The sequence below is a fragment of the Pantoea sp. Cy-639 genome (assembly GCF_011752525.1).
Classification (GTDB): Bacteria; Pseudomonadota; Gammaproteobacteria; order Pseudomonadales; family Pseudomonadaceae; genus Aquipseudomonas.
In genome coordinates this window covers 61,914-85,671 of sequence record NZ_VWXI01000019.1, presented here as the reverse complement: position 1 = coordinate 85,671, position 23,758 = coordinate 61,914, and the positions used below count along the sequence as shown (strand labels likewise).

Annotated in this window: 19 protein-coding genes; 11 read left to right on the top strand and 8 right to left on the bottom strand. The window is 63.7% G+C overall.

What is annotated here, in order from left to right; genetic code table 11:
* Positions 1-55 precede the first annotated feature (55 nt).
* From F3J43_RS20745 to F3J43_RS20735, 3 genes are read left to right on the top strand one after another with little or no spacing between them, the layout of a single operon-like run.
* Complete coding sequence (locus F3J43_RS20745; RefSeq protein ID WP_166891251.1) at positions 56-1,492, top strand: cytochrome ubiquinol oxidase subunit I; 1,437 nt, start codon at positions 56-58, stop codon at positions 1,490-1,492.
* A 1-nt stretch (position 1,493) separates the two neighbouring features.
* Positions 1,494-2,501: a cytochrome d ubiquinol oxidase subunit II gene (gene cydB / locus F3J43_RS20740; RefSeq protein ID WP_166891249.1), complete on the top strand. Its 1,008-nt coding sequence runs from the start codon at positions 1,494-1,496 to the stop codon at positions 2,499-2,501.
* Positions 2,502-2,510: 9 nt separating this feature from the next.
* Positions 2,511-2,654, top strand: a complete 144-nt coding sequence (locus tag F3J43_RS20735) for a DUF2474 domain-containing protein (RefSeq protein ID WP_166891247.1) — start codon at positions 2,511-2,513, stop codon at positions 2,652-2,654.
* Positions 2,655-2,735: 81 nt separating this feature from the next.
* Here F3J43_RS20735 and F3J43_RS20730 read toward each other — a convergent pair whose 3' ends face one another.
* Together F3J43_RS20730 and F3J43_RS20725 are read right to left on the bottom strand one after the other, a co-directional pair.
* On the bottom strand, positions 2,736-3,860 hold the full coding sequence (locus tag F3J43_RS20730; protein ID WP_166891243.1) for a methyltransferase: 1,125 nt from the start codon (positions 3,858-3,860) through the stop codon (positions 2,736-2,738).
* Positions 3,861-3,957: 97 nt separating this feature from the next.
* On the bottom strand, positions 3,958-4,683 hold the full coding sequence (locus F3J43_RS20725) for a helix-turn-helix transcriptional regulator (RefSeq protein WP_166891240.1): 726 nt from the start codon (positions 4,681-4,683) through the stop codon (positions 3,958-3,960).
* 215 nt (positions 4,684-4,898) lie between these two features.
* On the opposite strand from F3J43_RS20725, the gene F3J43_RS20720 reads away from it, so the two are divergent.
* Complete coding sequence (locus tag F3J43_RS20720) at positions 4,899-5,675, top strand: ferredoxin--NADP reductase (protein WP_166891236.1); 777 nt, start codon at positions 4,899-4,901, stop codon at positions 5,673-5,675.
* 39 nt (positions 5,676-5,714) lie between these two features.
* Here F3J43_RS20720 and mscL read toward each other — a convergent pair whose 3' ends face one another.
* On the bottom strand, positions 5,715-6,128 hold the full coding sequence (gene mscL / locus F3J43_RS20715; RefSeq protein WP_166891233.1) for a large-conductance mechanosensitive channel protein MscL: 414 nt from the start codon (positions 6,126-6,128) through the stop codon (positions 5,715-5,717).
* A 178-nt stretch (positions 6,129-6,306) separates the two neighbouring features.
* On the opposite strand from mscL, the gene radA reads away from it, so the two are divergent.
* On the top strand, positions 6,307-7,674 hold the full coding sequence (radA, locus tag F3J43_RS20710; protein WP_166891229.1) for a DNA repair protein RadA: 1,368 nt from the start codon (positions 6,307-6,309) through the stop codon (positions 7,672-7,674).
* A 116-nt stretch (positions 7,675-7,790) separates the two neighbouring features.
* Here the strand turns inward: radA and F3J43_RS20705 are convergent, their stop codons facing one another.
* Positions 7,791-9,308 carry a nucleobase:cation symporter-2 family protein gene (locus F3J43_RS20705; protein WP_166891226.1) on the bottom strand — a complete coding sequence of 506 codons (1,518 nt, stop codon included), beginning with the start codon at positions 9,306-9,308 and terminating at the stop codon, positions 7,791-7,793.
* 260 nt (positions 9,309-9,568) lie between these two features.
* Complete coding sequence (locus F3J43_RS20700; protein WP_166891222.1) at positions 9,569-9,937, bottom strand: PilZ domain-containing protein; 369 nt, start codon at positions 9,935-9,937, stop codon at positions 9,569-9,571.
* A gap of 165 nt (positions 9,938-10,102) precedes the next feature.
* On the opposite strand from F3J43_RS20700, the gene F3J43_RS20695 reads away from it, so the two are divergent.
* From F3J43_RS20695 to yjiA, 3 genes are all read left to right on the top strand, one after another.
* On the top strand, positions 10,103-12,169 hold the full coding sequence (locus F3J43_RS20695; protein ID WP_166891219.1) for a carbon starvation CstA family protein: 2,067 nt from the start codon (positions 10,103-10,105) through the stop codon (positions 12,167-12,169).
* Positions 12,170-12,182: 13 nt separating this feature from the next.
* Positions 12,183-12,380 (top strand): YbdD/YjiX family protein, encoded by a 198-nt coding sequence (locus F3J43_RS20690; protein ID WP_054887128.1) that lies wholly within the window; start codon positions 12,183-12,185, stop codon positions 12,378-12,380.
* Between the two features lie 179 nt (positions 12,381-12,559).
* The gene (gene yjiA / locus F3J43_RS20685; protein WP_166891216.1) at positions 12,560-13,537 is read left to right on the top strand and encodes a GTPase; all 978 of its coding nucleotides are present in this window, start codon (positions 12,560-12,562) and stop codon (positions 13,535-13,537) included.
* 108 nt (positions 13,538-13,645) lie between these two features.
* Here the strand turns inward: yjiA and glyA are convergent, their stop codons facing one another.
* Together glyA and F3J43_RS20675 are read right to left on the bottom strand one after the other, a co-directional pair.
* The gene (gene glyA / locus F3J43_RS20680; RefSeq protein WP_166891213.1) at positions 13,646-14,899 is read right to left on the bottom strand and encodes a serine hydroxymethyltransferase; all 1,254 of its coding nucleotides are present in this window, start codon (positions 14,897-14,899) and stop codon (positions 13,646-13,648) included.
* Positions 14,900-15,093: 194 nt separating this feature from the next.
* Positions 15,094-18,924 (bottom strand): sensor domain-containing protein, encoded by a 3,831-nt coding sequence (locus F3J43_RS20675; RefSeq protein ID WP_166891210.1) that lies wholly within the window; start codon positions 18,922-18,924, stop codon positions 15,094-15,096.
* A 259-nt stretch (positions 18,925-19,183) separates the two neighbouring features.
* On the opposite strand from F3J43_RS20675, the gene F3J43_RS20670 reads away from it, so the two are divergent.
* From F3J43_RS20670 to gdhA, 3 genes are all read left to right on the top strand, one after another.
* Positions 19,184-19,579, top strand: a complete 396-nt coding sequence (locus F3J43_RS20670) for a hypothetical protein (protein WP_166891207.1) — start codon at positions 19,184-19,186, stop codon at positions 19,577-19,579.
* Positions 19,580-19,813: 234 nt separating this feature from the next.
* Complete coding sequence (ettA, locus tag F3J43_RS20665) at positions 19,814-21,481, top strand: energy-dependent translational throttle protein EttA (protein ID WP_166891204.1); 1,668 nt, start codon at positions 19,814-19,816, stop codon at positions 21,479-21,481.
* A gap of 300 nt (positions 21,482-21,781) precedes the next feature.
* Positions 21,782-23,122: an NADP-specific glutamate dehydrogenase gene (gene gdhA, locus F3J43_RS20660; RefSeq protein WP_166891201.1), complete on the top strand. Its 1,341-nt coding sequence runs from the start codon at positions 21,782-21,784 to the stop codon at positions 23,120-23,122.
* A 100-nt stretch (positions 23,123-23,222) separates the two neighbouring features.
* Here the strand turns inward: gdhA and F3J43_RS20655 are convergent, their stop codons facing one another.
* Positions 23,223-23,720, bottom strand: coding sequence for a GreA/GreB family elongation factor (locus F3J43_RS20655; RefSeq protein ID WP_166891198.1), 498 nt, complete (start codon positions 23,718-23,720; stop codon positions 23,223-23,225).
* Positions 23,721-23,758: the final 38 nt, after the last annotated feature.

Here is a 23,758-nt window from a genome sequence, read left to right as displayed (position 1 = left end):
AGTGGGCGACAAGGGCCATGAGCCCGGACGCCGGATTACCTGAAGAGGAAGCATCATGTTCGGATTGGAAGCCCTAGAGCTCGCCCGAATTCAGTTTGCCTTTACCGTGTCCTTTCACATCCTGTTCCCGGCCATCACCATTGGTCTGGCCAGTTACCTGGCGGTGCTCGAAGGCCTTTGGCTGAAGACCGGCGACAATACCTACCGTGACCTCTACCACTTCTGGTCGAAGATCTTTGCCGTCAACTTCGGCATGGGCGTGGTCTCCGGCCTGGTCATGGCCTACCAGTTCGGTACCAACTGGAGCCAGTTCTCCGACTTTGCCGGCTCCATCACCGGTCCCTTGCTGACTTACGAAGTACTGACCGCCTTCTTCCTCGAAGCCGGGTTCCTCGGCGTGATGCTGTTTGGCTGGAACCGGGTCGGCCGGGGCCTGCACTTCTTCGCCACCTGCATGGTGGCGCTGGGTACCCTGGTATCGACGTTCTGGATCCTGGCCTCCAACAGCTGGATGCAGACGCCACAGGGGTATGAAATCGTCGATGGCCGGGTGATCCCGGTGGACTGGCTGGCCGTGATCTTCAACCCCTCGTTCCCCTATCGCCTGATGCACATGGCCACTGCGGCCTTCGTCGCCACAGCGTTCTTCGTCGGTGCCTCGGCTGCCTGGCACTTGCTGCGCGGGCGTGACAACCCGGCGGTACGCAAGATGCTGTCGATGGCCATGTGGATGGCCCTGGTGGTGGCGCCGATCCAGGCGGTGATCGGTGACTTCCATGGCCTTAACACCCTCAAGCACCAGCCGGTGAAGATCGCTGCCATCGAGGGGCACTGGGAGAACAAGCCCGGCGAGCCGACTCCCTTGATCTTGTTCGGTCTTCCCGACATGCAGGCAGAGACCACCCGCTTCAAGCTCGAGATTCCGGCACTGGGCAGCCTGATCCTCACCCACAGCCTGGACCAGCAAGTCCCGGCGATGAAGGAGTTCCCGGCGCAGGACCGGCCCAACTCGACCATCGTGTTCTGGTCGTTCCGAGTCATGGTCGGGCTGGGCATGCTGATGATCTTCATCGGTCTGTGGAGCCTCTGGCTGCGCAAGCGCGGGACGCTGTACAGCTCGCGCCCGTTCCTCTATCTGACGCTGTGGATGGGGCCATCGGGGCTGCTGGCGATTCTCGCGGGCTGGTTCACCACCGAGGTCGGTCGTCAGCCGTGGGTGGTCTACGGGCTGATGCGCACCGCGGATGGGGTGTCCAATCACAGCTACACCCAGCTCGGCTTCACCCTGGTGATGTTCGTGGTGGTCTATTTCGCGCTGTTCGGTACCGGTATCGGCTACATGATGCGCCTGGTGCGCAAAGGGCCGAAGACTGGCGAGGGCGACGCGCACAACCCTGGCGGGCCTGGCCAGCAACGCACGCCGGCGCGGCCGCTGTCCGCCGCCGATGATGGCCATGAGGCCGACTCCACCAGCCTGAGCAAGGGGAACTGAGATGGGTATCGATCTTCCGCTGATCTGGGCCGTGATCATCATCTTCGGCGTCATGATGTACGTGGTGATGGACGGTTTCGACCTGGGAATCGGCATGCTCTTCCCCTTCGTCAAGGGCGAGCGTGACCGCGATGTGATGATGAACACCGTCGCCCCGGTCTGGGATGGCAACGAGACCTGGCTGGTACTGGGCGGCGCGGCGCTGTTCGGAGCCTTCCCGCTGGCCTACTCGGTGGTGCTGGAAGCGCTGTACCTGCCGCTGATCCTGATGCTGGTGGGCCTGATCTTCCGCGGCGTGGCGTTCGAGTTTCGCTTCAAGGCCCGGCCGCACAAGCGTCATATCTGGGACAAGGCGTTCATCTGGGGCTCGCTGGTGGCGACGTTCTTCCAGGGCGTGGCGCTGGGGGCGTTCATCGAAGGCTTCAAGGTGGTGGACCGCAAGTACGCCGGTGGCACCCTCGACTGGCTGACGCCGTTCACCCTGTTCTGCGGCCTGGGGCTGATCGTCGCCTACACCCTGCTGGGCTGCACCTGGCTGATCATGAAGACCGAGGGGCCGCTGCAGCAGAAGATGCACGACATCGCCCGGCCATTGGCCCTGGTGCTGCTGGCGGTGATTGGCATCGTCAGCCTGTGGACTCCGATCGCCTACCCGCAGATCGCCGAGCGCTGGTTCAGCATGCCCAACCTGGTCTGGTTCATGCCGGTGCCGATCCTGGTGCTGGTGACCTTCTACGGGTTGCTCAAGGCGGTGCAGCGCAACGCGCACTACACGCCGTTCCTGCTGACGCTGGTGCTGATCTTCCTCGGCTACAGCGGCCTGGGGATCAGCCTGTGGCCGAATATCATCCCGCCGACCATCAGCATCTGGGACGCTGCGGCGCCGCCGCAGAGCCAGGGTTTCATGCTGGTGGGCACGTTGTTCATCCTGCCGTTCATCCTGGGGTATACCTTCTGGAGCTACTACGTGTTCCGCGGCAAGGTCACCCATGAAGATGGCTATCACTAGGAGCGGCGGATGATGAACGTCGAAGAGAAGAAGCCGCTGTGGCAACGCCTGGGCTGGCTGGTGCTGATCTGGGGGCTGAGTGTCGCGGCGCTCGGGGTGGTGGCCTACGGAATGCGCCTGTTCATGAGCGCAGCGGGGCTGAGTACCCACTAGCACAAGCGGCCCTGCCGCGGGGCAAGCCCGCCGCCACGAGCACTCATGGACTCGTGGCAGTAGGTTTGCTCCGCGGTGTGTTTATTTCCTGGCCTTGAGCACCACGAACTTCGGTGTCGCCGCCACCTGTTCCACCCCGCGGAACAGTCGCGCCAGTTTGCTGTGGTAACCCAGGTGCCGGTTACCGACGATGTACAGCGCCCCGCCTACCACCAATGCATCGCGTGCCTGCTGGAACATGCGCCAGGCGAGGAAGTCGCCGACCACTTGTTGCTGGTGGAACGGCGGATTGCACAGCACCACGTCCAGCGACTGTTTCTCCTGACCTGCCAGGCCATCGGCCGCGCGTACTTCGACCGGGCGGGCGCCTAGCGCCGCCTGCCAGTTTTCCTGCGCCGACTGCACCGCCATGTACGACTCGTCGACCAGGGTGTAATGGGCATCCGGGTTGGCCAGGGCGCTGGCGATGGCCAGCACGCCGTTGCCGCAACCCAGGTCCGCGACTCGCGCCTGGCCCAGATCGCGCGGCAGATGGGGCAGGAAGGCACGGGTGCCGATGTCCAGGCCCTCACGGCAGAACACGTTGGCGTGGTTGACCAGTTCCAGCGTCGGTGCGTCCAGGCGATAGCGGCTAGGGTAGGGCGAGCGTGCCGCGGGACGCTCGGCGACCGTGGCGGTGAGCAGGCGCGCCTTTTTCTGGGCCAGCGAGGCCTGGACCGGGCCGATGTACTTTTCCATCAGGTCGCCGGCCGCGCGGGGCAGGTGCTTGATCATCGCGCCGGCGATCACCTGGGCGCCGGGCGCCAGTTGCCCCTGCAGGCGAATCAGTTGTTCCTCGAGCAATGCCAGGGTCTTCGGCACGCGCAGCAGCACGCGGTCGAACGGTCCTTGCCAATGGGTGCTGGCCGGGATGAATGGCACGCTGTCATAGGCCTTGCCGTTGCGCGCCAGGTTCTTTTCCAGGGCCATGCACGCCAGGTGCGAGTCGCCGCTGCTGGTGACCTGCAGGTGTCCGGCCAGGCTCGCGGCCAGGGCGCCGAAGCTGTCGTTGAGCACCAGCACGCGAGAGTCTGCGCTCTGAGCCTGGGCGGCAAGGTGCTCCAGCAGGTACTGATCGGCGGCGTCGAATGCCAGCAGCGGGTCGTTGGCCTGCTCCGGCTGGCGGATCAGGTCGAGGTCGGCGAAGGGGCTGTTGAACAGTGGCATGACGTGGGGCTCTGCTGCGAATCTGCCCGGTACGGTGTGCGACGGGCTTGAGGCTGGCGATTCTACAGGGCTTTGCCCGGTGCGGGGTGGCGAGCTGTCAGAGCAGACCTAGCTTGTGGGCCAACTCGATGATGCTGGCCTTGTTCTTCGCGCCAACCTTCTCTTTGATCTGGTTGGTGTGGAAGTTCGCGGTCGGGACCGCAATGTTGTGCTTCTTGGCGATGCCCTTGGCCGTCAGGCCGGCGGCAATGGACATGAGCACTTCCTTCTGGCGAGGCGTCAGCAGTTCTTTGTGGCTGCTCTCACCCTGCGAGGGCCCGAGCATCTCGAGTGTCAGGTGATGATTGGTCAGGCGTTCATGCAACAGGTGGCTGAGATACATGATCAGTGCAATGTCATCCGAGCTGTTGACATCCAGACTGCGGCGCCTGGAAACGCTGATCTGGATTTCGTTGCCCGAGATGTTGTGCGTCGACTGGCTCCAGCCATGTATCAGGCCATGACGGCAGGCAGCCTCGCGAAGCTCTGGGGCTTCCTTGTACAAGTCATCACTCCAGATCACTGGCAGGGTGGTCTCTTGGCACTTGGCAATCACTGGGTCGATGGCTTGGAACTGTTGCTGTTCGTACTGCCGTTTCCAGGCGCGTGGGTAGTTGTCGTAGGTGATGACCCGTTTGCCGAGGGCTGCGATGTGCAAGCACAGCCTGACTTCGACATATTCGTAGTCAAGGGTCCGTACCAGCGCCACAGTGCGGGGGAACAGCTTCTGCGGCTCTTGCTCTTTGAACAGCTGCTGAAGCTGATCATTGATCTCTGGTGCCATCGCTACAGCTCCCTACGTATTTGGATGGATCCAATGTCAGAAACACACGGATCGGAGTGTAGGAAACCTGCCAATGCTGTGTTGGTTTTTTTTGTTATAGTTGACACGTTTTCGGGTGAAATATCCGTTATCTCCGGCTTATGCCCTACAATCCGACGGTGTTTATCCTCGGCGCTTTGCGCGACACTGGGCGCACCTGATCGATGGAGCCCACCATGACTGCCAGTGCCGACAAGTTCACCCGCCAGACCCTGCTCGACGTCCAGCCGCTGACGCCGAACCTGTTCAGTCTGCGGACCGGTCGTGACCCGAGCTTTCGCTTCCGTGCCGGGCAGTTCGCCCGCCTGGGGGTGACCAAGGCCGACGGCAGTGTGGTGTGGCGTGCTTATTCGATGGTCAGTGCCCCGCATGACGAGTTCCTCGACTTCTTCTCCATCGTCGTGCCGGGAGGGGAGTTCACCAGCGAGCTCAGCCGCCTGCACGCAGGCGATACCTTGCTGATCGATCGCCAGGCTTTCGGCTACCTCACCCTCGACCGTTTCGTCGGTGGGCGTGACCTGTGGCTACTGGCCACGGGAACCGGTATTGCCCCGTTCATGTCGATGCTCCAGGATTTCGAGGCCTGGGAGCGTTTCGACAACATCAAGCTGGTCTATTCGGTGCGCGAGGCCAAAGAGCTGGCCTACGTGGAGGACATCGCCGGGTTGGAACAGCGCGATTACCTGGCGGAGTTCGCCGGCAAGTTGCAGTTCATCCCGGTGGTGACGCGGGAGCAGTACCCTGGCGCACTGAACGCAAGGATCACCACGCTGATCGAGAATGGCGGGCTGGAGAGGGCGGCGGGGTTGGCGCTGTCGCCGGAGCATTCGCGCATCATGCTGTGCGGCAACCCGCAGATGATCGATGAGACGCGCAAGGTGCTCAAGGCACGCGACCTGCAGCTGAGCCTGAGCAAGCGGCCAGGACAGGTGGCGGTGGAAAACTACTGGTAAATGAAAACGGCGCCTGAAGGCGCCGTTTTCACGATGGCCTCAGGGCTGGCGATTCTGCGCCTTGAGCAGGTCGCGGATCTCGGTCAACAGGGTCTCTTCGGCGGTCGGTACCGGTGGTGCGGTCGGTGCCACGGCTTCTTCGCGCTTGAGGCGGTTGATCACCTTCACGCCCATGAAGATGGCGAAGGCGACGATGATGAAGTCGAGGATGGTCTGGATGAACTTGCCATAGGCCATGACCACCGCGGGAACATCGCCCTGGGCCGCCTTGAGCGTGATGGCCAGGTCACTGAAGTCGACACCGCCGATCAGCAGGCCGATGGGAGGCATGATCACGTCGCCGACGAACGACGAGACGATCTTGCCGAAGGCCGCGCCGATGATGATACCCACCGCCATGTCGACGACATTTCCCTTGACCGCGAAGGCCTTGAATTCACTGAGCATGCCCATGCTGTATTCCTTTGTAACGAATGGAGAGGTAGACGCAGTGTAAGCCACTAAAACGCTTCATGCGTGATGTTCGCAGCTAATGACTGCGCTTAGCGCGAATAGTTTTGTCGCTCTCCAACGCCTCCGGGACACGTCCGTGTTCGGCTATCATGGCGGTTTTTTCCAGGAGACCCAGCCCATGGCCAAGGCCAAGCGTTTGTATGGCTGCACCGAGTGCGGCGCGACCTTTCCCAAATGGGCCGGCCAGTGCGGCGAATGCGGGGCCTGGAACACGCTGGTCGAAACCATGATCGAAAGCGGTGGCGCCGCCGCTCCGAGCGGTCGCACCGGCTGGACCGGGCAACAGGCGCAGATCAAGACCCTGGCCGAGGTCAGCGTCGAGGAGATACCGCGGTTCACCACCAGCAGCACCGAACTCGATCGCGTGCTCGGTGGCGGCCTGGTGGATGGCTCGGTGGTATTGATCGGCGGCGACCCTGGCATCGGCAAGTCGACCATCCTGTTGCAGACCCTGTGCAATATCGCCGTGCATATGCCTGCGCTGTACGTCACCGGCGAGGAGTCGCAGCAGCAGGTGGCCATGCGCTCGCGACGCCTGGGCCTGCCTCAGGACCAGCTCAAGGTCATGACCGAAACCTGCATCGAGACCATCATCGCCACCGCGCGGCAGGAAAAACCGCGGGTGATGGTGATCGACTCGATCCAGACCATCTTCACCGAGCAGTTGCAATCGGCCCCTGGCGGCGTGGCCCAGGTGCGCGAGAGCACCGCGTTGCTGGTGCGCTACGCCAAGCAGAGCGGTACGGCGATCTTCCTGGTCGGCCATGTCACCAAGGAAGGCTCGCTGGCAGGCCCAAGGGTGCTGGAGCACATGGTCGATACCGTGTTGTATTTCGAGGGTGAGTCAGATGGTCGCCTGCGGCTGTTGCGGGCGGTGAAGAATCGCTTTGGCGCGGTCAACGAGCTGGGCGTGTTCGGCATGACCGACCGAGGTCTGAAGGAGGTCTCCAACCCGTCGGCGATCTTCCTCAACCGCACTCAGGAAGAGGTTCCCGGCAGTGTGGTCATGGCCACCTGGGAGGGCACCCGGCCGATGTTGGTGGAGGTGCAGGCGCTGGTCGACGACAGCCACCTGGCCAATCCGCGGCGGGTCACCCTGGGCCTGGACCAGAACCGCCTGGCGATGCTGCTGGCGGTGCTGCACCGGCATGGCGGCATCCCCACCCACGACCAGGATGTGTTCCTCAACGTGGTCGGCGGGGTGAAAGTGCTCGAGACGGCCTCCGACCTAGCCTTGCTGGCCGCGGTCATGTCGAGCTTGCGCAACCGCCCGCTGGCCCACGGCTTGCTGGTGTTCGGCGAGATCGGCCTGTCGGGCGAGGTGCGCCCGGTGCCGAGCGGGCAGGAGCGTTTGAAGGAAGCGGCCAAGCACGGTTTCAAGCGTGCCATCGTGCCCAAGGGCAACGCGCCCAAGGAGGCACCGGCGGGGCTGCAGGTGATCGCCGTGACCCGTCTGGAGCAGGCGCTGGATGCCTTGTTCGAGTGAGCGCCTTGCCGCTGGGCTTTTCGGGAACGGAAATGCCCCACGAAATGACTGGCGCAGCTAAACGAAAAAGGGGCCGATGATGCGCACCGGCCCCCGCCTTACCGCTCAATCAGCGGTCAATGTTCGGCAACCGCCGTGCGCCTGACCGTTTCATTGCCATGCTCGTCCAGTTCCAGCATTGGCACCTCGTTGCCCTCGGCGTCGTACAGCTTGCCATCCTTGAAGTAGTCGCCATCGCGCAGGGCCGAGATGTCGGAGTACTGGATGGTGCGCTCGTAGGCGGCGGCGAACACCGACTGGTTTTCCGAGTTGCCGGTGGTGAAGTGGTTGAAGATCAGGTTCAGCAAGATGGCCATGATCGCCGCCGAGCTGATACCGGAGTGGAAGATGGTTTCGAACCAGCTCGGGAAGTTGTGGTAGAAGGTCGGCGCCGCGATCGGGATCATGCCGAAGCCCAGCGAGGCGGCGACGATGATCAAGTTGACGTTGTTCTTGTAGCTGACCTTGGACAGGGTACGGATACCGCTGGCGGCCACGGTGCCGAACAGCACGATGCCCGCGCCACCGAGTACCGGAGTGGGCACCGCGGCGATGACCCGGCCCATGACCGGCAGCAGGCCGAGCACGACCAGGATCACGCCTCCGGTCGCCACCACGTAGCGGCTCTTGACCCCGGTCACGGCGACCAGGCCGACGTTTTGGGCGAAGGCGCTCTGGGTGAACGAGCCAAAGATCGGTGCCAGGATGCTCGAGGCCATGTCCGCGCGCAGGCCATTGCCTAGGCGCTTGGAGTCGACCTTGGTGTCGATGATCTCACCGACCGCGAGAATGTCCGCCGAGGTTTCGACCAGGGTCACCATGATCACGATGAGCATCGACAGGATCGCGGCGATGTGGAAGGTCGGCATGCCGAAGTGGAACGGCGTGGGGAAGGCGAACATCGGGCCTTCGGTGACCTTGCTGAAGTCGGCCATGCCCAGCGACCAGGCGATCAGGGTGCCGACCACCATCGCCAGGAGGATCGACAGGCGCGAGATGGTGGCGTTGCCGAGCTTGCTCAGCAGCAGGACGATGGCGAAGGTCAGCCCTGCCAGACCAATGTTGGCCACGCTGCCGAACTCTGGCGAGGCGCTGTTGCCCCCCATCACCCAGCGCGCGGCGACCGGCATCAGGGTCAGGCCGATGGTGGTGATGACGATACCGGTTACCAGCGGCGGAAAGAACTTGGTGATGCGCGAGAACACCGGGGTGATCAGGAAACCGATCAGCGATGCCGCCATGACTGCACCCAGTACCCCTTGCAGGCCGCCACCGCCTTCGCTGCTGATGATCGCGCCCATGGTCGCCACGCCGGCGAACGACACGCCCTGCACCAGGGGCAGCTGGCAGCCGAAGAACGGCAGGCCGAGAGTCTGCAGCAGGGTCGCCAGGCCGCCGGCGAACAATGAGGCGGCGATCAGCAGACCAATCTCCGCCGGTGCCAGGCCGGCGGCCTGACCGAGGATCAGGGGTACGGCAACGATCCCTCCATACATGGTCAGGACATGCTGCAGCCCGTAGGCCAGATTGGCGCCGAGGCCGAGGTTCTCGTCCTCGGGGCGCGGGGCGGGAGACGTGCTGGGGGACGTGGTCATGGAGCAGGCTCTCTGTTTATTGTTGTGGCGCTACTGTAGACAAGTCTCACAAAGAATTGCCACAAGTATTGTATACAAAGTTTTGATCCTGACCCCGTTGGACTTGCGCCAAGAGGGCTGAAAACCTGTATGCACGTTGTGTTCCAACGAGCGAGAGAGGGTGCTAGAGGGGGGGCGTGCAAGCGAAGGGAAAAGGCGGGAAAAGCTGTCTGGCCGGACAGGAAGCGCTCACGGCCAGACAGGTAGCAAGCTAAGAGTTTTTAATCTTCGATGAGTTCGCACAGCTCGCGCATCATTTCGGTGCTGTCGCCCACGTTCAACTCCACCAGACGGTGCAGATGGGTCATCGAGTCGACATCTATATAGAGGCAGATGAACCCTAGCCGGGCAGGTTCTTCGTGGCGCAGTTCGACTTGCATGCGCACCTGGGTGACTTTGTCGTTGAGGCAGATGACGGCTTCGAAATTCTGGCTCAGGTCGGCATCCCAGGGTATTGGGCGTTCGATCAGCAGTCCCTTGAGCGAGAGATCGAGCAGTTTGACCGGCCAGTGCCGTTGGCCCTGACGGAGCTCGGTAGGGGCATCGAAGGCGATGCGCTGGAAGCGGCGGCGTTCGTCGTGGTCGCTCATGGCGGGTTCTCCGGGTGACATCCTGACTATAGTTAGTTTGGTATATGCATCAGGTACCGCAATCGGGCCGCAGAGGCTCTAGGACAAAGCAGGTATGGCAATGCGCGATGACTCGCCCTAGACTCGATGGGCGGTCTTTTCCAATCCACCAGCTGGAAGTAAACCATGAACAACAATAATAGCCTGCTACGCCACATTCCGTGGCTGGCGCTGGCAGTCATAGGGGCCTGCGCGCTGGGTGTGGTCGCCCTGCGTCGCGGTGAGGCCATCAACGCCTTGTGGATCGTCGTCGCGGCCGTGGCCATCTATCTGGTCGCCTACCGCTACTACAGCCTGTTCATCGCCACCAAGGTGATGCAGCTCGACCCCCGCCGGGCCACGCCCGCGGTACTCAACAACGATGGCCTGGACTACGTCCCGACCAACAAGCACATCCTCTTCGGTCACCATTTCGCAGCCATTGCTGGCGCCGGTCCGCTCGTGGGCCCGGTACTCGCCGCGCAGATGGGCTACCTGCCCGGCACCTTGTGGCTGATCGCCGGCGTGGTGCTGGCGGGCGCGGTGCAGGACTTCATGGTCCTGTTCCTCTCCACCCGGCGCAACGGTCGTTCGCTGGGCGACATGGTGCGCGAGGAGATGGGCCGCATCCCGGGTACCATTGCCCTGTTCGGCTGCTTCCTGATCATGATCATCATCCTCGCGGTGCTGGCGCTGATCGTGGTCAAGGCCCTGGCCGAGAGCCCATGGGGCATGTTCACGGTGATGGCGACCATCCCGATCGCGATGTTCATGGGCATCTACATGCGCTACATCCGCCCGGGCCGCATCGGTGAGATCTCGATCATCGGCGTGGTGCTGCTGCTGGCGTCGATCTGGCTGGGGGGCCAGATCGCCGCGGATCCGGTGTGGGGGCCGGCGTTCACCTTCACCGGCGTGCAGATCACCTGGATGCTGGTCGGCTACGGCTTCGTCGCCGCAGTGCTGCCGGTGTGGCTGGTGCTGGCGCCACGCGACTACCTGTCGACCTTCCTCAAGATCGGCACCATCGTCGGCCTGGCCATCGGCATCCTGATCATTGCGCCAGAACTGAAGATGCCGGCGCTGACCCAGTTCACCGACGGTACCGGCCCGGTATGGAAGGGCACCCTGTTCCCGTTCCTGTTCATCACCATCGCCTGCGGTGCGGTGTCCGGCTTCCATGCGCTGATCTCCTCGGGGACCACGCCCAAGCTGCTGGACAACGAGGCCAACGCCCGCTACATCGGCTACGGCGGCATGCTCATGGAGTCGTTCGTCGCCATCATGGCGATGGTCGCCGCCTCGGTGATCGAGCCGGGTGTGTACTTCGCCATGAACAGTCCGGCCGCGGTGGTCGGCGCCGACGTTGCGTCGGTGGCGCAGACCGTCAGCAGTTGGGGCTTCATGATCACTCCCGAGCAGCTCGAGGCCACGGCCCGGGATATCGGTGAGCACACCATCCTTGCCCGCGCCGGTGGCGCGCCGACCCTGGCGGTCGGGATCGCGCAGATCCTTCATCAGGTACTGCCCGGTGAGAACACCATGGCGTTCTGGTACCACTTCGCCATTCTGTTCGAGGCACTGTTCATCCTTACCGCGGTGGACGCCGGTACCCGTGCCGGCCGCTTCATGCTGCAGGACTTGCTGGGCAGCTTCGTTCCGGCCCTGCGCCGCACCGACTCGTGGGGCGCCAACCTGCTTGGCACCGCCGGTTGCGTAGCCCTGTGGGGCTACTTGCTGTACCAGGGTGTGATCGACCCGTTGGGCGGGATCAACACCTTGTGGCCGCTGTTCGGCATCTCCAACCAGATGCTGGCGGGTATCGCGCTGATGCTGGGCACCGTGGTGCTGATCAAGATGAAGCGCGAGCGCTATATCTGGGTCACCCTGCTGCCGGCCGTGTGGCTGCTGATCTGCACCACCGCAGCGGGCCTGATCAAGTTGTTCGATCCGAACCCGGCGGTGGGCTTCCTGGCCCTGGCCAAGAAGTACAGCACCGCGCTGGACGCCGGCCAGGTGCTCGCGCCTGCCAAGGACATCGGCCAGATGCAGCATGTGATCTTCAATGCCTACACCAACGCCGGGCTGACCGTGCTGTTCCTGGTGGTGGTGTTCAGCGTGCTGTTCTTCGCCCTCAAGGTCGGCATCGCCGCCTTCGGTCGCAAGGAGCGCAGCGACAAGGAAACCCCGTTCCAGGCCCTGCCTGACGCTTGAGAGGAATGCCGCGATGTTCAACGACCTGGGTCGACTGGGTAAGTACCTGGGGCAGGCAGCCCGCCTGATGGTCGGCATGCCCGACTACGACAACTATGTCGAGCACATGCGTAACAAGCACCCGGACAAGCCGGTGATGACGTACGAGGCGTTCTTCCGCGAACGTCAGGAGGCGCGTTACGGCGGCAAGTCCGGGCCCAAGTGCTGCTGAACCTGGGCTAGCGCGGCCTCTGTAGTAGACGCGGCCTTGTGTCGCGACAGGGCCGCAGGTTCTTGGCTTGGCAGCAGATATCGCCGGGGCCGCTGTGCGGCCCTGTCGCGACACAAAACCGCTCCTGCAGGGCGCTCGCGCCCACCTTCCAAATGTCCACTGCACAGGAGATGTTCTGCGTGCAGACGCCTATTCCCGTCACCGTCCTCACCGGCTTCCTCGGCGCCGGCAAGACCACCCTGCTCAAGTACATGCTCAAGGCCGAGCACGGGCTGAAGATCGCCGTGATCGAAAACGAGTTCAGCGAGGCCGGTATCGACAGCCAACTGCTCGGCGACGAGCCGGTGCAGGTCATGACCCTGGCCAATGGCTGCGTGTGTTGCTCCATCCACGGCGACCTGACTCGCGCCCTGTACCTGTTGCTCGAGCGCCTGGACGCCGGCGAGATCGTCTTCGACCGCCTGGTGATCGAATGCACCGGCCTGGCCGATCCGGCGCCAGTGGCGCAGACCTTCTTCATCGACGAAGAGCTGCGTGAGCGCTATATCCTCGACGGCATCATCACCCTGGTCGATGCCGTGCACGCCGACCTGCATCTCACGCAAGCCATCGCCCAGGCCCAGGTTGGCTTCGCCGACCGCCTGCTGTTGAGCAAGACCGACCTGGCCGAGCCAGATGCCATCGATGCCTTGCGCGAGCGTCTGGCCCGCATCAACGGTCGGGCGGCGATCCGTGTGGTCGAGCATGGCTGCATCGACCTGGCCGAACTGCTCGATGTGCGCGGCTTCAATCTCAACCCGGACCTGGGGCTCAGCGTCAAACCCACGCTGCGCCCTGTGCTCAAGTCCACCACGGCCGATCGTATCCGCACTCTGGTACTGCGTACCGAGATGCCGCTGGATATCGATCGCCTCAGCGACTTCATGAACGAGCTGCTTGAAACCCATGGCAAGCAGTTGCTGCGCTACAAAGGCGTGCTGAACATCGCCGGTGAAGACCGCCGGCTGGTGTTCCAGGGCGTGCTCAAGCTGTATGGCTTTGACTGGGACAGCGAATGGCTGGAAAGCGAGGAGCGGGAAAGCGTGATGGTGTTCATTGCCGATGAACTGCCGGAGGAGAAGATCCGGGCGGGGTTCGAGGCGTTGACCCAGTCCTGATCCGCGACTGGCTCCTACGACGATTGCGTCGGCTTCACGATGTCGAGCAAGACAGCCACAAAAAAGCCCGGCACATGGCCGGGCTTTTTCACATCAGGCGTCTGCCGATCAGTTGCCGTACACCGGCAGCTTCTTGCAGATGGCCTTGACCTTCTCACGCACGGCGTCGATCACCGCTTCGTTGTTCAGGTCGGCCAGGATGTCGCAGATCCAGCCAGCCAGCTCGCGGCACTCGGTTTCCTTGAAGCCACGGGTGGTCACGGCTGGGGTACCGAAGCGCAGGCCCGAGGTGACGAACGGCGAGCGTGGGTCGTTGGGGACCGAGTTCTTGTTGACGGTGATGAAGGCTTTGCCCAGGGCGGCGTCAGCGTCCTTGCCGGAGATGTCCTGCTTGATCAGCGACAGCAGGAACAGGTGGTTCTGGGTACCGCCGGAAACGACGTCGAAACCACGGGCGATGAACACTTCGGCCATGGCCTGGGCGTTTTTCACCACTTGCTGCTGATAGGCCTTGAACTCAGGCTGCAGCGCTTCCTTGAAGCAGATCGCCTTGGCGGCGATGACGTGCTCCAGCGGGCCACCCTGGGCGCCCGGGAAGACGGCGGAGTTGAGCTTCTTCTCGATGTCGGCGTTGGCACGGGCCAGGATCAGGCCGCCACGTGGACCGCGCAGGGTCTTGTGGGTGGTGGTGGTGACCACGTCGGCGAACGGCACCGGGTTCGGGTACACGCCGGCGGCGACCAGGCCAGCCACGTGGGCCATGTCGACGAACAGGTAGGCTCCGACCTTGTCGGCGATGGCGCGGAAGCGCGCGAAGTCCAGCACCTGCGAGTAGGCGGAGAAGCCGGCGACGATCATCTTCGGCTTGTGCTCCAGGGCCAGTGCCTCGACTTCGTCGTAGTCGATCAGGCCGTTGGCGTCGATGCCGTACTGGATGGCGTTGTACAGCTTGCCCGAGGAGCTGACGGCCGCGCCGTGGGTCAAGTGACCGCCGTGGGCCAGGCTCATGCCGAGGATGGTGTCACCGGCCGACAGCAGGGCCAGGTAGACGGCGGCGTTGGCCTGGGAGCCGGCGTGCGGCTGGACGTTGGCGTAGTCGGCGCCGAACAGCTGCTTGGCGCGGTCGATGGCCAGCTGCTCGACGATGTCGACGTACTCGCAACCACCGTAGTAGCGCTTGCCTGGGTAGCCTTCGGCGTACTTGTTGGTCAGAACCGAACCCTGGGCTTCCATGACAGCTGGGCTGGTGTAGTTTTCCGAAGCGATCAGCTCGATATGCTCTTCCTGGCGCAGGGCTTCTTGCTGCATGGCTTCGAAGAGCTCGGCGTCGTACTTGGCAATGGTCAAATCACGGCTGAACATGGCGGTCCTCAAGGATCGGGCTGAATTGGGGGTGCATTCTAACCGATTGATTCGCCGCTGGCATATGAAGTGGCATCAAGTCGCGGACCAAAGGGCTTCATGTTGCAGCCCGCGCCGTTCCTGGGCTGGACTTGACTTCAGGGTCCGTTTTTCCGACGTCGCGTCGTGCCCCTGTAGGACCGTATGGCGCCCGCTCACTGGAACATGAACAGCGTCTCGTTGCTGAACTGCGCCTCGAACTGGTTGGCCGGCATCGGCCGGCCGAACAGGTAGCCTTGCACTTCGTCGCAACCATGCTCGCGCAGGAACTCCAGTTGCTCGTGGGTCTCGACGCCCTCGGCGATCACCGCCAGGTTCAGGCTGTGGGCCATAGCGATGATGGCCCGGGCGATCTGTGCGTCCTGTTCGCCCTCGGGCAGGCCGTCGACGAAGGTACGGTCGATCTTCAGCACGTCGATGGGGAACTGCTTGAGGTAGTTGAGCGAGGAATAGCCGGTGCCGAAGTCGTCGACCGCGATACTCAGTCCCAGGTTCTTCAGGCTGTCGAGGATGTGCATGGCTTCGTTGACCTCGCGCATCAGGATGCTTTCGGTCAGTTCCAGCTCCAGGCAGGCCGGCGGCAGGCCGGTTTCCTCCAGGATGGTGGCGATGCGCGTGCCCAACTGGCCGTCGGAGAACTGCCGGGCGGAGATGTTCACCGATACTTTCGGCACCCGCACCTTCTCCTTGTGCCAGGCCTTGAGTTGACGACAGGCTTCGCGCAGCACCCAGTCGCCGACGTCCACCACCAGCCCCAGCTCCTCGATCACGGGGATGAAATCGCCCGGGGGCACCAGGCCGCGCGTCGGATGACGCCAGCGCAGCAAGGCCTCGGCACCGGTCAGGCGCTTGCCGTCGCCACTGAACTGCGGCTGGTAATAGAGGATGAACTCGTTCTGTTCCAGGGCGTGTCGCAGGTCGCTTTCCAGTTCCAGGCGCTCCAGGGCGCTGGCGTTCATGTCGGTCTGGTAGAACTGGAAGTTGTTCTTGCCACGTTCCTTGGCGTGGTACATGGCGGTGTCGGCGTTCTTCATCAACTGGCTCAGCTCACTGCCGTCCTGCGGGCTGAGGGCGATGCCGATACTGGCGGTCACGAAGAACTCGCGGTTTTCCAGCACGAACGGCGTCACCAGGCCGCCGAGGATGTTCTCGGCGACGTGGATGGCACGGTTGAGTGCCTGCTCGCGGGTGGCGCGGGGCTGCAGCAGCAGGGTGAACTCGTCGCCTCCCATGCGTGCCACGGTGTCGCCGCTGTCGACGCAGGCCAGCAGGCGTTCGGCCATGTCCTTGAGCATGCGGTCGCCCGCCGCGTGGCCGAGGGAGTCGTTGATCGGCTTGAAACGGTCGAGGTCGAGGAACATCAGCACCACCCAGGCCTTTTGTCGCTCGGCCTGCTGCAGCGCGGTGTACAGCCGGTCCTGGAACAGCGTGCGGTTGGGCAGGTGGGTGAGGGCGTCGTAGTAGGCCAGGCGGTGGATGCGCTGTTCGCTGGCCTTGCGTTCGCTGATGTCGGTGAAGAAGCACACGTAGCTGGCCAGGTCGCCTTCATCGTCGAGCACCGCGGTGATACCGACCCAGGCCGGGTAGTGCTCGCCGTTGCGCCGCTTGAGGAATACTTCGCCTTCCCAGCTGCCGCGCTGGTTGAGCTGCTTGAGCACGTAGCCCAGGTGCGCGTCCTGCTGCTGCTCGACCGTGAGCATGCCGGGCAACTGGTCGAGCACTTCGGCGACCTCGTAGCCACTGACTCGGCTGAACGCTTCGTTGGCCTGGACGATATAGCCAGCCGGATCGGTGATGAGGATCGCCGAGGTAGAGTGCTCGAACACCGTCGCCGCCATGCGCAGGTCCTTTTCGGCGCGGCGCTGCTGGCTGATGTCGCGGCCGACGCCGAGCACACCCTCGAAGTGCTCGTGCTCGTCCCACACCAGCACCAGGCGCAACTCGATGGGGATCTTGCGACCGTCGGCACGCAGGCAGTCGAACAGGAACAGTTGCGTCGGCAGGGTGTTGCGCAACTGGGCCAGTTGCTCGCGGTCACCCAGGGCTGCACTGACCCGTTCCATCAGGCTGTAGATGCCGGTCAGCTGGGCCGGATTGGCGATGATCGACTGCCAGCCGTTGGCGAAGATCCACTCGGGCTGGTAGCCCAGCACCGCCTGCGCCGAAGGACTCACGTAGTTGAGTTGCAACTGGCTGTCGGTGGAGAAGATGACATCGCTGATGCTCTCGGCGAGCATGCGGTAGCGCTGTTCGCTGTCGCGCAGGGACTGGCTCGCCTCGATCTGCACCGTGACGTCCTTGCCCACGCCGATGATGCGGGTGACCAGCCCGTCGCTGTTGCGGGTCAGTACCTGCTCGCGGATCTCGTAGCAGCGCCAGCCTCCGTCGTGGTGGCGAAAGCGCAACTGGCAATGCAGCGACTCGCCATAGCTGGTATCGCGTTGCTGCTGGCGCAGTGCCCGGTAGTGCTCGGCATCCTCGGGGTGCAACAGCAGTTCCCAGAAGCGCTCGCCCATCTGCGCCAGCTCGGCGCGGTCATAGCCCAGGGTCTGGCCGAGGTGGCGGTTGCTGAAGATCATCCGCTGGCTCTGCACGTCCTGGACGTACAACTGGTCGGGCACGGTACGCACCACGTCGGACCAGAAGCTCTCCCGCTCGAGCAGCGACAGTTCGACCTGCTTGCGGCTGGTGATGTCGCTGATACTGAGGATCACCGCCTGATAGTCGCGGCGCTGCAGTGGCAGGCGCACCATCAGCCACAGGTGCAGCTCGCCGCCCAGCGGCGCCGGCAGGCGCACTTCCAGCTCGAGTTGCTCGCGCTCTTCGATCAGTGCATCGATCAGCTGCATGCCGACACTGTCGCGGCTTGCGCCGCTGCCTTCGATCAGGCGTTGCCAGGCACCTTGGTGGCTGTCGACATTGAGCAACTGACGAGCGACCTGGTTGATCTCGGTGATCTTCAGTTCGGCCAGCAACGAGCGGCGCAGGTTCGAGTCCAGCGCCAGGCTCTGCTTGAGCGCGGCGCGGTTGCGCAGGTGATAGCGGTCCAGCTGGCCGGGCAGGCTGGAGAGGTCGAGCACGCACAGGGCCACGCCGGTGCCGTCGAAGATCTCCTGGTAGCGCCGTCGGTCCTCCTGCAACGCGCGGTGGCGGCGGCGCATGTTGATCAGGGCCAGCACTGGCAGCAAGGCGCAGAACAACACCAGCACGCACTTGCCGATCAGCGCCGGCAACAGCTTGCTGCGCGCAAGGCCTGCGTCGAACAGGCCGCGTAATTGCCAGGTACTGTTGTCGATGAACGCCAGCATCACGCTTTGCAGCGGTTCATCACTGGTCGGGACTGTGCCGTGGCGCTCGATCACCTCGCCATTGCGGCTGTTTTCCAGTAACCACAGCGGATGGCCGGGACCGTCCAGGTGACGGGTGAGCTCCAGGTAGTAAGCCGGGTCCAGGCGCAGCAGCCAATAGCCGCGCGACTGTTCGACGCTCTGGCGCAGCAGCAGGTAGATCTGCTGGTTGTCGGGGGCGTTGGCATAGAAGAACCCGCGTCCCTGGTTCAGTTGCAAGAAATCGTCAATCAACTGACGGTCGGGCGTGCCGGCCAACGTGTCCCGGAGGACCTGCCCGCTATTGTCCAGCCAGGCCAGCTGGCGCAGGGACGGCAGTCTCGACTGCAAGGTGCCGAGCAGACTGGGCAGTGCCGCTGGCGTCGGAGGATTGACGTAGGCCTGGACCAGGTTGACCGCTTGCTGGGCCTTCAGGGCCATGTTCAGGCTCAGGTGGTCGGCCAGTTCCGCGCTGCTCGCCAGGCTCTGCTGGCGCAGATCGGCCTGGGTATGTCGGAACTGGGTGAACAGCTGCCACAGCAGCAGGCCCAGCAGAACCAGCGCCAGCAGGGCCAGTGCCCCCTTGAGCGAGCCACGCAGGTGTGAGCCGGCCGAGGCATCGGCAGGGCGCAAGGGTGGAGAATGCGTGAAGTCGGTCAAGCGTCGGGTCCTGCGATTGAGCTGACGATGGCAGGGATTGCATCCGTTGTACATGCACGGCGCGTGCCGCCGCTTGGCAGGCAGCCGGCGCACTATAAAGCCGCGCAAGTGAAGCCGGCTAGCATGCCTGCAAACATGGCAAAGTGCCAGCGGTGCGCGTCGAGGCTGCCATGCAGTCGGTCATGTCGGTTCGGCAAGTCCCTGCAACCTGTGCGAGAATGCCGCCCGCTTCAATAGTCAGTATCGGAGATGTACGGTTTTGGTTATCCACTATTCCACCAATGGCCTCGATTCCGCCTGTGGTCGCAGCAGCCAGACGCTGGTCGGCACTGCCGTGGCCGAGGACGTGTCGTGCAAGAGCTGCCAGCGTTCGCTGGCCAAGCCTGACACCGCTGCCAGTGCGAGCAAGACGCCGTCGCTGGCCGAGCTGCGCAAGCAGGCCAAGCCTGCCGCCGAACCTGCTGTCGCGGCCACTGCCAAGCCTGCCGCCAAGCCCGCCGCCGCCAAGGCCGCTGGCAAGCCGGTAGCCAAGGCCCCGGCGCAACCCGCACGCAGCGGTGCCTTCAGCGCCAAGGCGGCCTGGGCCGCGCGTCTGGCCGAGCAGTCGGACCGTTGCCGCCTGCCGCGTGGCAAGGCGAAGCAGTCGCACGTCTGAGGCCCTCGTCGCGGTTCAAGCCCGCTTCCACAGGCGCCACACGCTTGCGTGGGCGCGGGCTTGAACCGGGATAACCGCAAAGCGGTCCCTCCCTGCCATCTACCCCATCTGTGCAACGTCACGACTTGGCGTAGAATGGCCCACTTTGTTCAACGACACCCCGTAAACACATCCCCCTGGCCTGCGCCGGGGCGTGCGTCGATGTCTTTACCTATCTGATTAGAGGGCTTGGTTTTGGCTCAATACGTCTACACCATGCATCGGCTGAGCAAGGTCGTGCCGCCGAAGCGGGAAATTCTCAAGAATATTTCCCTGTCGTTCTTCCCTGGCGCCAAGATCGGCGTGCTGGGCCTGAACGGCGCGGGTAAATCGACCCTGCTGCGGATCATGGCGGGCGTCGACAAGGAATTCGACGGCGAAGCCCGTCCGATGCCCGACATCAACGTTGGCTACCTGCCCCAGGAGCCGCAGCTGGACCCGAGCAAGACCGTGCGTGAAGTGGTCGAGGAAGCGGTCAGCGTGATCAAGGACGCCCAGGCCCGCCTGGACGAGGTCTACGCCGCCTATGCCGAACCCGACGCCGACTTCGACAAGCTGGCCGCCGAGCAGGCCAAGCTGGAAGCCATCCTGCAGGCCGCCGACGGCCACAACCTGGAGCGTCAGCTGGACGTCGCTGCCGACGCCCTGCGCCTGCCGGCCTGGGATGCGAAGATCGAACACCTGTCCGGTGGCGAGAAGCGCCGCGTGGCCCTGTGCCGCCTGCTGCTGTCAGCCCCCGACATGCTGCTGCTGGACGAACCGACCAACCACCTGGACGCCGACTCGGTGGCCTGGCTGGAGCGTTTCCTCCACGACTTCCCGGGTACCGTGGTGGCCATCACCCACGACCGTTACTTCCTCGACAACGTCGCCGGCTGGATCCTCGAACTGGACCGCGGCGCCGGTATTCCGTACGAAGGCAACTACTCGGGCTGGCTGGAAGCCAAGTCGGAGCGTCTGGCCCAGGAATCCAAGCAGCAGAGCGCCCACGAGAAGGCCATGAAGGAAGAACTGGAGTGGGTGCGCAAAGGCGCCAAGGCTCGCCAGTCCAAGTCCAAGGCCCGTCTGCAGCGCTTCGAGGAAATGCAGTCGCAGGAATTCCAGAAGCGCAGCGAAACCAACGAGATCTATATCCCGGCCGGTCCGCGCCTGGGCGACAAGGTCATCGAGTTCAAGAACGTCACCAAGGGCTACGGCGATCGCGTGCTGATCGACAACCTGTCGTTCGCCATGCCCAAGGGCGCGATCGTCGGCGTGATCGGTGGTAACGGTGCCGGTAAGTCGACCCTGTTCCGCATGCTGATGGGCAAGGAGCAGCCGGACTCGGGCAGCATCGAGATCGGTGAAACCGTGCAACTGGCCTGCGTAGACCAGAGCCGCGAGGACCTGGACGGCGCCAAGACCGTGTTCCAGCAGATCTCCGACGGTTCCGACCAGATCCGCATCGGCAACTACGAGATCCCGTCGCGTACCTACGTCGGTCGTTTCAACTTCAAGGGCGGCGACCAGCAGAAGTTCGTCAAGGACCTCTCCGGTGGTGAGCGTGGCCGCCTGCACCTGGCCCTGACCCTGAAAGAGGGCGGCAACGTCCTGCTGCTCGACGAACCGTCCAACGACCTCGACGTCGAAACCTTGCGTTCGCTGGAAGAGGCCCTGCTGGACTTCCCGGGCGCGGCGATCGTGATCTCCCACGACCGTTGGTTCCTGGACCGTGTGGCCACCCACATCCTGGCCTACGAGGACGACTCGAACGTGGTGTTCTTCGAGGGCAACTACACCGAGTATGAAGCTGATCGCAAGAAGCGCCTGGGCGATGCCGCCACCCAGCCGCACCGCGTGCGCCACAAGAAACTGGCCCAGTAAAGGGCGTTTCAGTTGCACAAGAATGGGGCCCTCAGGGGCCCCATTTTTGTGCCTGCTGGCCTGCCGGGATGTGTAGGCGCCAGCCTTGCTGGCGAACCAGGCCTCGCGCTGGGTGACACCGGCCGCGCCGGTGGTCGCCGGCAAGGCCGCTCCTGCGGGCACTGTGCGAATTTGTATACAGTTATAGAATTCGCACCAAATAATTTCATAAATACGACATCTCGCCCTGTCCCAGGGCGGCCGGTTCTTGCTACATTCCGGAAAAAATCAAAAACAATCCCTCTTGGTGAGATGTCTATCATGATCGAATCTGTCGACGCCTTCCTGGCCCGCCTGCAACAGCGCGACCCTGCCCAGCCCGAGTTCCACCAGGCTGTGGAAGAAGTGCTGCGCAGCCTGTGGCCGTTCCTCGAGCAAAACCCCCACTACCTGCAGGCCGGCATCCTCGAGCGCATGGTCGAGCCCGAACGCGCCGTGCTGTTCCGCGTGTCGTGGGTCGATGACCAGGGCAAGGTCCAGGTCAACCGCGGCTACCGCATCCAGATGAGCAGCGCCATCGGCCCGTACAAGGGCGGTCTGCGCTTCCACCCCTCGGTAAACCTTGGCGTGCTCAAGTTCCTGGCCTTCGAGCAGGTGTTCAAGAACTCCCTCACCTCGTTGCCCATGGGCGGCGGCAAGGGTGGGTCCGACTTCGATCCGAAGGGCAAGAGCGACGCCGAGGTGATGCGCTTCTGTCAGGCGTTCATGAGCGAGCTGTACCGCCACATCGGCGCCGACCTCGACGTGCCGGCCGGTGACATCGGTGTCGGTGCCCGCGAGATCGGCTTCCTGTTCGGCCAGTACAAGCGCCTGGCCAACCAGTTCACCTCGGTACTCACCGGCAAAGGCATGACCTACGGCGGCAGCCTGATCCGTCCGGAGGCCACCGGCTATGGCTGCGTGTACTTCGCCGAGGAGATGCTCAAGCGCCAGGATCTGCGCATCGACGGTCGTCGGGTGGCCATTTCCGGTTCGGGCAACGTTGCCCAGTACGCTGCACGCAAGGTCATGGACCTGGGCGGCAAGGTGATCTCGCTGTCCGACTCCGAAGGCACGCTGTTCTGCGAATCGGGTCTGAACGACGAGCAGTGGGAGGCGCTGATGACGTTGAAGAACGTCAAGCGTGGCCGCCTCAGCGAACTGGCCGGGCACTTTGGCCTGGAGTTCCGCAAGGGCCAGACGCCCTGGTCGCTGCCGTGCGACATCGCCCTGCCATGCGCGACCCAGAACGAGCTCGATGCCGAGGATGCCCGCACGTTGCTGCGCAACGGCTGCATCTGCGTGGCCGAAGGTGCCAACATGCCGACCACCCTGGAGGCTGTGGACATCTTCATCGAGGCTGGCATTCTCTATGCGCCGGGCAAGGCATCCAATGCCGGCGGCGTGGCCGTGTCCGGGCTGGAAATGTCGCAGAACGCCATGCGTCTGCTATGGACCGCCGGTGAAGTGGACAGCAAGCTGCACAACATCATGCAGTCGATCCACCATGCCTGCGTGCACTACGGCCAGGAGGCCGATGGCCGGATCAACTACGTCAAGGGCGCGAACATCGCCGGCTTCGTGAAAGTCGCCGATGCCATGCTGGCTCAGGGCGTGGTCTGAGCCGAGACTGCCGGGGCCGCTTTGCGGCCCTTTCGCGACACAAGGCCGCTCCTACAGAGGCGCGGGGGCGCGAAAGGGCTGCTCGGCAGCCCCGATGGCGCTAGGCATCGCCCCAGATCCTGAGCACCTCGATCACCTGGTCACCCGCCGGCCGTTGCCACAGCACCTCATCCCCGGGAGCGGCACCCAGTAGCGCCCGCCCCAGCGGCGAGCCCCAGTTGATCAGCCCGTGCATGGCATCGGCCTGGTCCTCGCCTACCAGTTGCACCTGGTGCTCTTGATCATCCTCACCGACAAACCGTACCCGGCTGCCGATCTGGACCTTTTCCGTGGACGTGGCGGTGGGCACTACCTGGGCGCTCTGCACGCGGGCGGTGAAGTAGCGTAGATCGCGCTCGATCTCGGCCAGGCGCTGCTTGTCGCCGCGCTCACCTTCGGCCTGCAGCTGGGCATGCCGTGCATTGAGGGCCGCGACCCGCTGCTGCAACTGGGCCAGGCCACTGGCGGTGACATAGTTGGGCTGCGCGCTGATGCGCCGTTCCACCGGTTGATCGGCCTGGGCGGCGGCCTGGTCTTCGTTGACGAATGCTCGGCTCATGACGGACTCCTTGTGCTGAAGACCAGGATGGCAGCTCG

Excerpts from the sequence above, each read along its gene's own strand:
- F3J43_RS20695 (WP_166891219.1), top strand. The coding sequence starts at position 10,103 with ATGAACAACAATAATAGCCTGCTACGCCACATTCCGTGGCTGGCGCTG.
- mscL (WP_166891233.1), bottom strand. The coding sequence starts at position 6,128 with ATGGGCATGCTCAGTGAATTCAAGGCCTTCGCGGTCAAGGGAAATGTC.
- F3J43_RS20730 (WP_166891243.1), bottom strand. The coding sequence starts at position 3,860 with ATGCCACTGTTCAACAGCCCCTTCGCCGACCTCGACCTGATCCGCCAG.
- F3J43_RS20745 (WP_166891251.1), top strand. The coding sequence starts at position 56 with ATGTTCGGATTGGAAGCCCTAGAGCTCGCCCGAATTCAGTTTGCCTTT.
- glyA (WP_166891213.1), bottom strand. The coding sequence starts at position 14,899 with ATGTTCAGCCGTGATTTGACCATTGCCAAGTACGACGCCGAGCTCTTC.
- F3J43_RS20700 (WP_166891222.1), bottom strand. The coding sequence starts at position 9,937 with ATGAGCGACCACGACGAACGCCGCCGCTTCCAGCGCATCGCCTTCGAT.
- F3J43_RS20705 (WP_166891226.1), bottom strand. The coding sequence starts at position 9,308 with ATGACCACGTCCCCCAGCACGTCTCCCGCCCCGCGCCCCGAGGACGAG.
- F3J43_RS20655 (WP_166891198.1), bottom strand. The coding sequence starts at position 23,720 with ATGAGCCGAGCATTCGTCAACGAAGACCAGGCCGCCGCCCAGGCCGAT.
- radA (WP_166891229.1), top strand. The coding sequence starts at position 6,307 with ATGGCCAAGGCCAAGCGTTTGTATGGCTGCACCGAGTGCGGCGCGACC.
- cydB (WP_166891249.1), top strand. The coding sequence starts at position 1,494 with ATGGGTATCGATCTTCCGCTGATCTGGGCCGTGATCATCATCTTCGGC.
- F3J43_RS20735 (WP_166891247.1), top strand. The coding sequence starts at position 2,511 with ATGATGAACGTCGAAGAGAAGAAGCCGCTGTGGCAACGCCTGGGCTGG.
- gdhA (WP_166891201.1), top strand. The coding sequence starts at position 21,782 with ATGATCGAATCTGTCGACGCCTTCCTGGCCCGCCTGCAACAGCGCGAC.
- F3J43_RS20720 (WP_166891236.1), top strand. The coding sequence starts at position 4,899 with ATGACTGCCAGTGCCGACAAGTTCACCCGCCAGACCCTGCTCGACGTC.
- F3J43_RS20725 (WP_166891240.1), bottom strand. The coding sequence starts at position 4,683 with ATGGCACCAGAGATCAATGATCAGCTTCAGCAGCTGTTCAAAGAGCAA.
- F3J43_RS20690 (WP_054887128.1), top strand. The coding sequence starts at position 12,183 with ATGTTCAACGACCTGGGTCGACTGGGTAAGTACCTGGGGCAGGCAGCC.